The following is a 12173-nucleotide window of genomic DNA, read 5'->3' on the forward strand; positions in this document are numbered from 1 at the left end:
CGCTCCCGCAACCCAGCAAGATCACTACGCCTAACGCCCACGGTCCTCGCAACTCCCACAGATTGCGGGTGTTGCGAGGACCGTTAGAACCCAAGAGGTAAGGAGGAGTGGTCCGGGCCTTCCCCGTGCAGCCGGGCGCCGGCCCGGCGTGCGGCCGTCACGCCGTGGTGTACCGCCCGGCCGGGCGTGGCAGGCCGTAGTGCTCGCGCAGGGTGTTCCCGGTGTAGCCCTCGCGGAACAGGCCGCGTGCCCGCAGGATCGGGACCACCTGCTCGACGAAGTCGTCCAGGCCGCCGGGCAGGACCGGCGGCATGATGTTGAAGCCGTCGGCCGCGCCCTGGGTGAACCAGGTTTCGATGTGGTCGGCGAGTTGCTCGGGGGTGCCGACCACGACCTGGTGGCCCCGGCCGCCGCCGAGCCGCCCGACGAGTCGGCGCAGGGTCAGCCGGTCGCGCTCGGCGAGGTCGCGGATCAGCTCGAAGCGGCTCTTGGCACCGTTGATCTCGGTGACCGGCGGCAGCGGCGGCAGCGGCTGGTCCAGCGGGTGGTCGGTGAGGTCGACACCGAGCACGGTGGAGAGCACGCCGACCGCGCGGGCCGGGTTGATCAGCGCGTCCAGCTCCTCCTCCAGCGCGCGTGCCTCCGCCTCGGTGGAGCCGAGGACGGGGACGACGCCGGGCAGGATCTTCACCCGGGCCGGGTCGCGGCCGGCCTCGGCGGTCTGGCGCTTGAGGTCGCCGTAGAAGGCCTGCCCCTCCGCCAGCGTCTGCTGCGCGGTGAACACCGCCTCCGCCCAACGGGCGGCGAAGGCCCTGCCGTTGTCGGAGGATCCGGCCTGCACGAGCAGCGGGTGGCCCTGCGGGCTGCGCGGGATGTTCAGCGGCCCGCGCACCTGGAAGTGCTTGCCGACGTGGTCGATGTCGTGCACCCGGCCCGGGGCGGCGAAGGCCCCGCTCGCGCGGTCCAGCAGCAGCGCGTCGTCCTCCCAGCTGTCCCACAGCGCGGTGACCACGTCGAGGAACTCGGCGGCCCGCTCGTAGCGGACGGCGTGGTCCTGGTTGGCGCTGCGGCCGAAGTTCTGGGCGGCGCGGTCGCCGGCCGAGGTGACGATGTTCCAGCCGGCCCGCCCGTGGCTGATGCGGTCCAGCGAGGCGAACTGCCGGGCCAGGTTGTAGGGCTCGGAGAAACCGGTGGAGACGGTGCCGATCAGGCCGATCCGCGTGGTCACCGTGGCCAGCGCGGTGAGCAGGGTGAACGGCTCGAAGTGGCTGATCAGGCCCCAGCCCCCGTCGGAGCGGGCCTCCACGCCGTCGGCGAGGAACACCGAGTCGAAGGAGGCCGCCTCGGCGGCCCGGGCGAGCCGCTGGAAGTGCGCGACGTCACCTGCGGCGGACGGGTCGGTGCGGGGGTGGCGCCAGGCGGCCTCGTGGTGGCCGACACCCATCAGGAAGAGATTGAAGTGGAGTTGGCGCTCGGTGGGACTTTCGGGCATGACGGAACGCTCCGGAGCTCGGAAGGCGGGCGGGGAAAGGGGATTGACCCGATTCTCCGGCCCGTCCTCCGGTCGTTCAACGATTCACCTGGCGGTGGAATTAATGCGCCGTTGACGAGGGCTCAACGCATCGCCCGGGCGGTCGGGCTCCCGGCCGTCCGCAGCTCCATCGGCCGCTGGTAGACGCTGTCGAGCACCCCGGCGCAGGCCGCCACCGCCAGCACCTCGACGCCGAAGGCGGTCGCGGTGACCAGCTGTTCGGGTGCGGCGTTGGAGTGCAGCCGGACCTGCTCGGCCAGGTACGGGCGCAGGCGGGGAGCCACCGACATCCCGGCCTCGCTGACCACCAGGACCTCGGGGTTGAGGACGTCCAGCAGCAGGCCGGCGGCGGGAGCGACGAGCCGGAGCCGCTCCTCGAAGAGCCGGATCGCGGCGGGGTTCCCGGTGCCGGTCAGGTCCAGCAGCAGGCCGAAGTCGGGGGCGGGGACCAGGCCGAGGGCGTGGGCCCGCCGGGCGAGGGTCCGGTCCGCCACGGTGGCCTGGAGGCAGCCGGTACGCCCGCAGGAGCAGGGCTCGGTGGAGCCGGGTACGGCGAGGTGGCCGATGTCGCCCGCGCGGGACCGCCGCCCGCGCAGCACGCTGCCGCCGGTGGCGATGGCCGCGTCGACGACGTTGCCGACGAACAGCTGGACCAGTTCGGTGGCCGTGCTGCCGGCGCCGAACAGCAGCTCCGCCTGGGCCAGCGCCCGGGCGTGGCTGTCGACGTGCACGGGCAGCCGGGTGGCGTCGGCCAGGACGTCGCGGACGGGGACGTCGTGCCAGCCGAGCGGGCCGTGGGCGACGACGCTGCCGCTCTCGGAGTCCACCCAGCCGCCGGTGACCACTCCGAGGCCGAGCACGGAGTGGCCGGTGGCCCGACGGGCCAGGAAACCCGGCAGGTGGGCCCGGATGGTGCCCAGGACGGCGCCGGCGTCGCCGCGCCGGGGCAGGCGCTCGTGGGCGACCACCCGTCCGCGCAGGTCCAGCAGGGCGAAGGTGAGCCACGGCACGCCGATGTGCACCCCGCAGGCGAGGTGGTGACGGGTGTCGATGTCCAGCGGCAGCTGCGGGCGCCCCGCCCTGGGCGGACCGTCCGGCGGGGGCAGTACGCGCAGCAGCCCGAGGGCGGTGAGGTCGGCGGTGTGCCGGGAGACGGCGGCCGGGCTGAGGGCGGTGGCCCGGCCGACGGCGCTGCGGGTCAGCGGGCCGCCGGTCAGTACCGCGCGCAGCACGGCCCCGGCCCCGCCGCCTTCGGTGGGCAGCGGGGCCCTGTCGTGCGTGGGCGGGGCAACCAGGGAGAGCATGCGGTCGATGCTCCCAGCGGCGTGTTGCACGGGCGTGGCGAGGGCGTGAAGCGGCCCGGCGGGTGCCCGGGCGGGGGCGCGTCATCGAGTTCGCCCAGGCCGGGACCGTCGGTCCGTCGTAGCCGCGATCCCGCACCGGCGAGCCGGGAGAGCACCGCCGCCGTACGGCGGGTGTTCCAGGGTGTTCACCAGAGAGGGTTCCAGGGGCGCGGGAGTAACCCGTCCTCCCTGTCCCGCAGGTGTGGAGCTCCCGGCCGGGTCGGGGCCGGGAGCGTCATTCGTCCCAGGCGGCGGCCGTGCTCCCGGCGGTCATGACCAGCCAGCCGAGGGCGGGGATGCCCAGGGTGACGGCGAGCGGCCACTGCGTCGACATGAGGATGAGGCTGCCGAAGAACGAGAGGAAGGTGAGGAAGGCGGCGATGAGGAAAGGGCCCGCCTGCGCGCCGGAACGCCACCAGGTCAGGCCGTGGGCGGTGAGCGCCGATCCCAGGCCGGCCAGGAGGGCCACCTTCAGGCTGGTCAGCCAGGGCGTGCTCGGGTTCTGGGCGCGGTGCCCGTGGTAGGAGAGCTCGGACACGTGCCCCCGAAAGACCGCCAGGTCCACGTCCAGGCCGACTTTCGCGTCGTCGTAGAAGGCCTTGCCGACGGTGTAGCTGTGCTTGGGGGCCGTCTCGCGTGCCACGGTCAGCAGGTAGGTGGTGCCTTCGTCGCTGTGGTCGGCCCTCCGCGCCGTCACCTTGCCGGTCTCGTGCAGTACGCAGTCCGTGCCGGGCGTGGCCGCCGCGGTGCCGCACATCGGGGCGTGGCGGTAGGCGCCCACCGCGTGGTAGCCGTCGACGAACCAGGTGAAGCCGAGCACGGTGGTGGCCAGTCCGGCCACCAGGAACAGGACCTGCGTCAGCACACGGACGACCGGCCCGGCGATCCGCCGGAATCCGCCGGGCGGCCTCGCGTCCCTGATTCGCGCGTTCATCGCAACCCCCTCGATCGCGTAACCCGGGCACCTCCCCGACGCCCGGCAACGATGCTTCCAGGGGCGTGGCCGTCGGGGGGAGGGGGCACGGCGTCCTTGTGACGAACTTGTGGAAGTCCGATCGGCGGGCCGGGTCAGCGCAGCAGGCTGGCTGCCGGTTCGTCGAGCAGCGCGGTGACCGCGTGCCCGGTCCGCCGGGCGTGAGGGCGGGCGTGAAGGCGGGCGTGAGGGCGGGCGTGAAGGCCGGCGTGAAGGCCCCGGGGCGTCACGACCACAGATGGTCGCCCAGGGACGTGCCCTCCGAGGCGCCGGGGAGGACGTAGGCGACGGCGGAGGCGGTGTGTTCGACGAAGGGGTTGAGGGCGTCGCGGGCGGCGAGGCGGTCCTGGACGCGGTTGAACTGGCCCGGGTCGCGCATGAACGCGCAGAAGAGCAGGCCGCGGTCGCCGGGGGCGTCGTCGTAGCTGTAGCCCCGGCGGAGCATGCGGGCGCCGCCGTCGAGACGGGGGCCGGTGAGGCGCACGTGGGCGGCGGCCGGGATGACGTAGGCGCCGTCCGGGTGCTTGGCGTAGAGGTCGGGCTCGTCGTGTTCGGCGGTGCCGGTCAGCGGGGCGCCGTCGCCGGCACGGCGGCCCATCGCGAGGTTCTGCTTCTCCTCGGGGAGCGCGGCGAAGGCGGCGGTGTCCATCCGGATCCGCCGGTAGACCAGGACGGTGGCGTTCTCGTGCGGCCCCGGCGGGCCCCAGACCCACTGTCGGGCGGCGTCCTCGTCCGGGTTGGCGGTGCCGTCCTTGAAACCGAACAGGTTGCGGGGTGTGGCGCCCGGCTCCGTCCCGGGCAGGAAGCCGGACTGCGACCAGCGGGGCGTGGCGCCGGCGGAGTGGGCGGCCGTGGTGGCGAGTTCGGTGACGACGGCGAGCGTCCAGTGGTCGGCGGCGCAGAGTTGGAGCAGCACGTCGCCACCGCTGCGCGCCGGGTCGAGGCGGTCGCCGGGGAACGGCGGCAGCTCGGCCAGTCCGGCGGGGACGGCGAGGGCGAGCCTGGTGGCGAGGGCGGGGCCGAGGCCGACCAGCGAGGTCAGCCGGGTGGTGCCGTCGGCCCGCAGGCGCGGGTCGGGCGAGGGGCCGGACCCGGCCGTCGCCGCGGCCAGGATGCGGGTCCAGCCGGCGAGGAGGGTGCGCAAGGCCTCCCGGTCCGCGGCGGCGGAGGTCGGCGGGAGGTCGAAGGCGACGAGTTTCGTCGCCGGGAGCTGACTGGACGTCAGACCGGACTGCCGGGCGCCGTGGAACGGAGCCGGCGCCTCGGGCGGTGGCCCACCGAGCGCGGTGGCGCGGCCCGGCGGGCGGTCGCCGTCCGCCAGTTCGCCGGCCGCCGCCCCGAGACCGGCGGCGAGCACCGCACCGGCCGCCAGCAGCGCCCGTCGCCGCCCGAGACCGGGCATGACGGGCGGGCTCGACGGCGACGCGTTTTCCGGTTCGGTGGGCATGCGCCCTATTGGAGACGATAGAACACATGCCATGCAAATCACGTCGCCTGATCGTCAGTCAACTCCCATGGCCACCGTGGCCGCGACCGCCCTGGTCATCGCGGTCGCCCTGACCGCGGGGTGCTCCTCCGCGGGCCCGGCCTCGGACGACGCCAGGCATCCGGCCGGGAGCGTGGTCCGCGTGCCGGAGGACTTCCCCACCGTCCAGAAGGCCGTGGATGTCGCGCGCGAGGGCGACACGGTGCTGATCGGCCCCGGCACCTACCCCGAGAGCGTCCACGTCACCAAGCGGAACGTCGTGGTGCGCGGGACGGACCGCTCCACCGTGGTGCTCGACGGCGGGCTCAAGCTGGCCAACGGCATCACCGTCACCGGCCCCGGCTCGGTGGTGGAGAACCTCACCGTCCACGGCTACCTCGCCAACGGCGTCCTGTTCACCGGCGTCACCGACGCGAAGCTGCAGCAGCGCGGCGCGGGCGGCTCGGCGTACGACCCGCTGGACACCACCCGCTTCCCGCCCGTGGAGGGCTTCCGCGCGACGCGGGTGACGGCGTACAACAACGGCCTGTACGGCATCTACGCCTTCGACGCGCGCGCCGGCGTGATCGAGGACTCCTACGCCTCCGGACACGCCGACTCCGGCATCTACGTCGGCCAGTGCAAGCCCTGCGACACCCTGGTGCGCGGCAACACCGTGGAGCGCAACGCGGTCGGCGTCGAGCTGACCAACGCCTCGGACGGCCTGTCGATCCTGGGCAACCGCGTGGCCGGCAACCGGGTGGGCGTCACGGTCAACTCCAACGACCTGGAGGCGCTGGCCCCGCAGCACGGCGCGGTGATCGCGGGCAACGTGGTCGTCGACAACAACGCCGCAGACACGCCCGAGCAGGCGGACGGGGGCTTCGGGATCGGCATCGGGATCGGCGGCGGCACCGCGAACCGGGTGGAGCGCAACCTCGTCCGGGGCAACCGCGCGGCCGGGGTGATCGTCACCGACCCGCCGGGGCACCCGGCGAGCGGCAACCGGGTCGAGGGCAACCAGGTGGACGGCAACGGCGCCGACCTGGTGCTCGCCTCGGCCGACCCCGGCAACTGCTTCGGCGGAAACCGGCCCGCCACGCAGAGCCCGGACGGCCTGGAGGCCGCGGCGGCCTGCGGCGGCCAGGGGCGCGGGACGCTGTCCCCGGGCCGCACGGCTCCGGTTCAGGCGCCGCCCGGTGTCCCGTTCAGCCGGGTGCCGGCACCGCCCGCGCAGCCGTCACTGCCCGACCCGACGGTACCCGGCCGCCCGGCGACCGGTCTGCCGGGCGCGGTGGACCCGGGGGCGTACCCGCTCCCGACGGACGCCGGCACGCTCCCGGCGCGGCCGGCGGGGTGAGGGGCGCAGCCGAGGGGATGAGGGACGGCCGAGGCGGCGGGCGGCGGGCCGGGGTCAGCCGGTGAGCCAGGGCGCCTCGGGCAGCCTGGCGCCGGTGTCCTGCCCGGCGAACTCCACCGTGGTCGGGGTGCCCAGGCCCGGCATCCGCATCGTCATCCGCCGCAGCGTGCCGTCGCCGTCGACCCAGTAGGTCAGCGGCGACCGCCCGCCGTCGGGCGCGGCGCCCTGGGCGCGCGGGCCGGCGAACCGGTCGTAGGTCCGGCCGTCCAGGCGGTCGCTGCCGAGCCAACGGGCCCCGGACTGGGCGAGCAGCAGCGGGTTGTCCGGCCGGTCGGCGCCGAGTTGGACCAGCAGCTGGAGCCCGGCGTCCAGCGGGTCCGCCGTGTAGGTGCGCGGGGACCAGCCCTGCCGGGGGACGTGCTCGGCCTGCTGCCAGGCCGAGCCGTCGGCACCGGCCGGTTCGGGGGCGAGCCCGAGACCGCCGGCGTCCCAGACGACCAGGCCGTGGTCGAGCGGGCCGCTCGCCCCGGTGACCCGGTAGCGGCCCACGCCCCGGCGGGTGCGGTAGTCCACGACGCCCTCGACCCGGACGTCGACGCCCCCGCCCTCGGCGGCGGTGAGTGCCACCGTGACCGGGCTGGCCTGGAACAGGTTCAGGCGCGACAGGGCCAGCCGGGAGGCCTCGTCGACGGTCACCGCCCGCTCCCCGGTCCCGTCGGCGACGGTCCGGTAGGCGACGACGCCGCCCGCCGCGACGGCGCACGCCACGAGCGCGATCACGGCCCTGAGCCGGACGGCCCGGCGACGCGGCCCACCGGTGTCGGCCGCCGCCCTCCCGGGCTCGGCTCTCCGAGGCGCCGCCTTCCGGCCCTCGGCCTTCCGGGCTTCGGCCTTGCGGGCTGCCGCCTTGCGGGGCTCCGCCGTCCGGGCCATGCGCTTGCCTTCTCTCGTCGGTCGGTCACGACAGTCGGGCGGGTCCGGGGACCGGAGTCCGCGGACCCGCCCGATCGGTGCCGGTCCTTCAGGACCGCCACGCAGGGCGTGCTACTGCTCCCGGGCCCTTCGCCGGCGGGCCAGCAGTACCAGCGCCGCGCCGAGCGCGGTCGCCGTGCCCGCACCGGCCAGCATCACCGGGATCCCCTCGCTCGCACCGGTGCCGGGCAGGTGCGATCCGGGGGCGGGGGCCGGCGGGGCGGGCGGGGTCGCCGCCGGGCTCGGCAGCGTCGGAGCCTGCGTCGTCGGCGTCGCCTCGGTCGGTGCCGGGGTCGGCGTGGGCGTGGGCGTCCCGGTCGGCGTCGGGGTGGGCGTCGGGGTCGGCGTGGGGATCAGCCGGTTGACGGCCGTCACCTCGACTCCGGCGGCCAGGTTGTCCGCGTTCAGCACCAGCGGCCCGAACACCGTGGTCTCCGGCGCGGAGTAGCCCTCCGGCGGGCTCACCTCCTGCCAGTAGTACGACCCCGGCGCACCGCTGCCCTTGCAGATCCCGTCGGCCCCGGTGGTGCAGGGGTCGCCGACCGCCGTGTCGGGCTTGTCGCCGGTGCTCTGCAGCCCCTCCTTGCCGTTGCTCTCCTTCCAGAGCCGGAACGTCGCGCCCGCCAGCGGCTTGCCGTCCTGGTCGTGCTTGACCAGGCGCAGCGCGCCCTCCTGCTGTCGGAAGCCGAAGTCGTAGGTGTGGTCGTTCTCGCCCGGTCCGCCCGTGGTGAGCGCTCGTTCGGCGTACTGCCCGCCCGCCGGGACCACGCCCTTGGAGTCGACGAACCGGTTGTCGCCGACGTCGGCGTCGGTCGGCACCCACTGGTACAGCGGGCCGCCCTTGGCGTAGTCGGCCGGGTTGTCGAGCCGGACGGTGTACTTCGTGTGCGGCTTGAGGCCGCCGGTGACGTTGGAGTCGTCGAAGTAGTACTCGCCGCGCTCCGTGGTCTTGGTGGTGCCGACCGGCTTCCCCGTCTCGTCGTAGAGGTTGACGGTCGCCCCCGGTACGGGGCGCTGGCCCGGGCGCTGGATGCCGCTGCGCTCGGGGTCGTACCAGACCCGGTTGCCGATCTGGAGCGGGGCCTGGTCGCAGAGCACCTCAAGGTCGCCCATTGAAGCGCCCTTGCCGAACGGGGTGGTAGTGCCCGCCGGGTTGAGCCGCAGGCCGAACTTCGGGTCCTGCGTGCCGTTCCGCTGGAGGAACGACGTGCCGTAGCCGAAGGCGGTGTGGTTGGGGTCGAAGGCGGAGGTCGCGATGGTGTTCTCGGCCTTGGAGAAGGCCATGCCGGCGAACGCCGTGTTGTGGTGACCGCCCCAGCCGGTGTCGAAGAAGCGGGTGCCCCGGGGGGACAGTCCGCAACCGCTGTTGGTGTCCATCACGTACGTGCCGTTGGCCGGGCAGGCCTTGTTCAGGTCACCGCCCGACATGACGACGGAGACGGAGCCCGGCGTGGGTCCGGCCGGTGCGCGGTCGCCGAAGCGGTCGCGGAAGGACAGCAGCATCGAGCCGTCGGTCTCGAAGGCGATCTCGCCCAACTCCGGCTCAGGCTGGGCCATGTAGGACGTGCAGGGCTGGCCGTTCTGCGAGGTCGGGTAGGTGTTGGTCCACGGGAACCAGCCCGCTCCGTCGCAGGCGCCCCCTCCGACGGTCGACTGGCGCGGGTAGTCCAGCGGCTGGTTCAGGACCGCCGCCGCGAAGGCCCCGGTGGCCGGGTCGAACGGCAGCACCACCGCGCGCAGGTCGGCCGCCCTGCCGGTCGACTCGCCCGAGCAGACTCCGCCGAGGTAGCCGGTGCCGTCCTGCAGTCCGAGGCCGAACGGCCGCCAGTCCCCGGCCGCGGGGCAGCCCGGGTCCGGGATCGGGTAGGCGGCCTTCGGTGCGGCCGCCGTGGGCCCGCTGGCGTCGTAGCGGTAGAGCTTGCGGTCGTTGAGGTTGACGACGAAGAGGTCCTTGCCGTCGTCGGTGACCTTGATGCCGCCGAGGCTCTCCTTGCCCGGCACCGCCAGGAACGCGTCGTCGGTGCCGGCGCCGTGGACGGTCGAGCCGGCGTCCGGGACGGTGGCGAACAGCGTGGTCCGCTTCTGCGCGAGGTCGGTCACGTAGATCGCGCCCGCGCCGCCGGGGCCGTAGTCCGTGGTGCGCTTGGCGACGGCCGAGGAGAACACCCGCCGGTCCGCCCGGTTCCACGCGATGCCGTACAGCGAGCCGGTCTCCGCGTTGGTGGCGAGGTCGGTCACGTTGACGTCCACGCCGTCCTGCCCGCGCGCGCTGTACGGGAAGGACACCAGCGTGCGCTGCGTCCCGCCCTCGCGCGTGGTCGGCTGACAGGCCGTCACCAGCGGCGCGTTCTTCTGGCAGTAGTCACCGGGGCTCCACAGCCCGGTGGTGTACGCCACGTTCTTGCCTCCGGAGAGGTCGACGAACTCCTCGTTGCTGCTCAGCTGGGTGGGAGCGCCGGTCAGACCCTGCCGCGAGGCGAAGGCCGGGAAGAGCTTGCCCGGCTTCGGATTCACCACCTGGACGCGGTACTTGCCGCCGGTGAGCTTGGCCGGCGCCAGCGTCACCGTGCCGTCCGCCGCCGTGGTGCCCTCGATGCCGGCGCCCGCGTCGTCCGTGAGCGTCACCTTCACGCCGGCCAGGCCGGGCTCCAGTGCGGGCGTCCACACCCCGCTCGTGTCCACGGCCCGCACCACGCGGACCGTCACCGTCCCGTCGCCTGCCTGCGGGAAGGCGGCCGGGGCCGCCACCAACGAGCCGGCGCCGATTCCGACGACCAGCGCCGCGGTGCCGCCCACGGCGCGGCGGCCGAACACACCCGGCCGCCGCCGCTCCGGGCCGCGCGCGGCACCGGGCCTCTGTTCACGTGTCGTTGTCATCCCTGCTCTCATCGTGCAGTCGGGCCTGCCGCCCCTACCTCGCGAAGGAGTTCACGCATGGGCGGGAAGCCGCTTATTCCTTAAAGGGATCTTAAAGGGGGTCCGCACAAGTTCGCAGGAAAACTAGGAACTTTGACGTTGCATCAGACGTTCCGACGGAGCCGGTCCGGCTCCGGCCCGGGGTGCGGCGAGCTCGAAGGGTTCGGGATCGAACAGGCACTCGGGGCTCTCCCCCCGCACCTGGACTTCCCCCTACAGTCGCCCTCATGAGACGTTGTCCGCTGCTCCACCGGCTCCGGCCGGCGCTCGCCGCATCCCTGCCGTACCTCCCGCTGGGAGACGGGCCCACGCCGGTACGCCCCCTGACGGAGCTCGGCTTCCGTTCTCCGGTGTGGCTGAAGGACGAGAGCGGCTACGGCAGCGGTGGCTGGGGCGGCAACAAGGTCCGCAAGCTCGAGTGGCTGCTGCCCGAGGCCCGGCGCCGGGGCGCCCGGACGATCCTCAGCGTCGGCGGGCTCGGGACGAACTGGGGCCTGGCGGCCGCGCTCTACGGCCGGGAGCAGGGGCTCGACGTCGCCCTCGCGCTGGTCGACCATCCGGTCGACGACGAGGTCCGGGCGCAGCTCCGGCGGCTGCGGTCCTCCGGTGCCGCTCTGCATTTCCTGCACACCAGGACCCGGCTGATCGCCGCGGTGCCCTGGCTCGTCGCCCGCCACACGCACGGTTTCACCCTCCCCTACGTCCTCCCTCCCGGCGGCTCCTCAGCACTGGGGACGCTCGGGTCCGTCGAGTGCGCGCTCGAGCTGGCCGACCAGGTGACCCAGGGGCTGCTGCCCGAGCCGGGGTGGATCGTGACACCGGTCGGATCGGGCGGCACCGCCGCCGGGCTGGCCCTGGGGCTCAGGCTCGCCGGTCTGCGGACGCGTGTCCTGGGAGTCGTCGTCAACGACACCCTCCGACTGGACGGCGCAGCGCTCGTGGCACGGGCGGGGAAGACCCGGGCCCTCCTGCACGCTCGTGGGGCCGGCCTGCCGGGAGTCGAGCTCGGCCCGCACGACGTCGTCGCCGAGTACCGATGGCTCGGTCCGGGCTACGCACACCCGACCGCACCCGGAGAGCAGGCCCTCCGCCGTGCCTCGGCCCGGGCCGGCCTGCACCTGGAGAGGACGTACACCGCCAAGGCCTTCGCGGCGCTCATCGGCCTCGACGAGGCGGGGTACTTCGGCAGTGAGCCCGTGGTGTTCCTCAACACCTTCGGCCCCAGGTAGCAGGGCCTTCCGGCGGCTCCCGGACGGTCCGGTGCGCGGCCCTCGACGTCGCCGCGGCAGACCGGCAGACCGGTCTCACGCATTCGGCCACCGCCCCGGCTACGCGGGGGTCGCGTCCCTTGAGGCACGCACCCCGCGTCAGCCGAGCGAGGATCCGGCTGCGCCGAGGGTGTCCCGCAGCCACTGCTCGACACCTGCCACGTGCACCGTCGCCCAGGCGTGGGCGAGGTCGGGGCGGCGGTGGGCGATGGCGTCGAGGATGGCGCGGTGCTGCTGGCGGGTCCGGTCGACAGCGCCCTCCTCGGTCAGCCCGCGCCAGATCCTCGCCCGGGCGGTCGGGCCGGACAGGCCGTCGATCAGCGAGCACAGGACGGTGTTGCCCGA

9 protein-coding genes are annotated in these 12173 nt (G+C 74.4%); 2 read left to right on the forward strand and 7 right to left on the reverse strand.

Features of this window, described 5'->3' with window-relative positions; translation table 11 throughout:
• Window positions 1–157: 157 nt before the first annotated feature.
• The 4 genes from ACZ5WK_RS39575 to ACZ5WK_RS39590 all read right to left on the reverse strand — a co-directional run bounded on the left by ACZ5WK_RS39575 (window position 158) and on the right by ACZ5WK_RS39590 (window position 5294).
• On the reverse strand, window positions 158–1492 hold the full coding sequence (locus ACZ5WK_RS39575) for an LLM class flavin-dependent oxidoreductase (protein WP_465555322.1): 1335 nt from the start codon (window positions 1490–1492) through the stop codon (window positions 158–160).
• 122 nt (window positions 1493–1614) lie between these two features.
• Window positions 1615–2835, reverse strand: a complete 1221-nt coding sequence (locus tag ACZ5WK_RS39580) for an ROK family protein (RefSeq protein ID WP_465555324.1) — start codon at window positions 2833–2835, stop codon at window positions 1615–1617.
• A 274-nt stretch (window positions 2836–3109) separates the two neighbouring features.
• Complete coding sequence (locus ACZ5WK_RS39585) at window positions 3110–3808, reverse strand: hypothetical protein (protein ID WP_465555326.1); 699 nt, start codon at window positions 3806–3808, stop codon at window positions 3110–3112.
• Between the two features lie 265 nt (window positions 3809–4073).
• Window positions 4074–5294 (reverse strand): Dyp-type peroxidase, encoded by a 1221-nt coding sequence (locus tag ACZ5WK_RS39590; RefSeq protein WP_465555328.1) that lies wholly within the window; start codon window positions 5292–5294, stop codon window positions 4074–4076.
• A 67-nt stretch (window positions 5295–5361) separates the two neighbouring features.
• Between ACZ5WK_RS39590 and ACZ5WK_RS39595 the strand changes: the two genes are divergently transcribed.
• Entirely contained in the window at window positions 5362–6672 is a 1311-nt protein-coding gene (locus ACZ5WK_RS39595; RefSeq protein ID WP_465555330.1) for a right-handed parallel beta-helix repeat-containing protein, read from the forward strand.
• 54 nt (window positions 6673–6726) lie between these two features.
• On the opposite strand, the gene ACZ5WK_RS39600 is transcribed toward ACZ5WK_RS39595, so the two are convergent.
• Entirely contained in the window at window positions 6727–7452 is a 726-nt protein-coding gene (locus ACZ5WK_RS39600; protein ID WP_465555332.1) for a hypothetical protein, read from the reverse strand.
• 264 nt (window positions 7453–7716) lie between these two features.
• Window positions 7717–10521 carry an SdrD B-like domain-containing protein gene (locus tag ACZ5WK_RS39605; protein ID WP_465555334.1) on the reverse strand — a complete coding sequence of 935 codons (2805 nt, stop codon included), beginning with the start codon at window positions 10519–10521 and terminating at the stop codon, window positions 7717–7719.
• A 266-nt stretch (window positions 10522–10787) separates the two neighbouring features.
• On the opposite strand from ACZ5WK_RS39605, the gene ACZ5WK_RS39610 reads away from it, so the two are divergent.
• The gene (locus ACZ5WK_RS39610) at window positions 10788–11789 is read left to right on the forward strand and encodes a 1-aminocyclopropane-1-carboxylate deaminase/D-cysteine desulfhydrase (RefSeq protein ID WP_465555336.1); all 1002 of its coding nucleotides are present in this window, start codon (window positions 10788–10790) and stop codon (window positions 11787–11789) included.
• Between the two features lie 138 nt (window positions 11790–11927).
• On the opposite strand, the gene ACZ5WK_RS39615 is transcribed toward ACZ5WK_RS39610, so the two are convergent.
• On the reverse strand, window positions 11928–12173 hold a 246-nt coding region (locus ACZ5WK_RS39615; RefSeq protein WP_465554999.1), incomplete at its 5' end, for an FCD domain-containing protein.

This window comes from Kitasatospora sp. NPDC032757, from assembly GCF_055579305.1.

Excerpts from the sequence above, each read along its gene's own strand:
- ACZ5WK_RS39595 (WP_465555330.1), top strand. The coding sequence starts at position 5,362 with ATGGCCACCGTGGCCGCGACCGCCCTGGTCATCGCGGTCGCCCTGACC.
- ACZ5WK_RS39580 (WP_465555324.1), bottom strand. The coding sequence starts at position 2,835 with ATGCTCTCCCTGGTTGCCCCGCCCACGCACGACAGGGCCCCGCTGCCC.
- ACZ5WK_RS39575 (WP_465555322.1), bottom strand. The coding sequence starts at position 1,492 with ATGCCCGAAAGTCCCACCGAGCGCCAACTCCACTTCAATCTCTTCCTG.
- ACZ5WK_RS39585 (WP_465555326.1), bottom strand. The coding sequence starts at position 3,808 with ATGAACGCGCGAATCAGGGACGCGAGGCCGCCCGGCGGATTCCGGCGG.
- ACZ5WK_RS39590 (WP_465555328.1), bottom strand. The coding sequence starts at position 5,294 with ATGCCCACCGAACCGGAAAACGCGTCGCCGTCGAGCCCGCCCGTCATG.
- ACZ5WK_RS39605 (WP_465555334.1), bottom strand. The coding sequence starts at position 10,521 with ATGACAACGACACGTGAACAGAGGCCCGGTGCCGCGCGCGGCCCGGAG.
- ACZ5WK_RS39610 (WP_465555336.1), top strand. The coding sequence starts at position 10,788 with ATGAGACGTTGTCCGCTGCTCCACCGGCTCCGGCCGGCGCTCGCCGCA.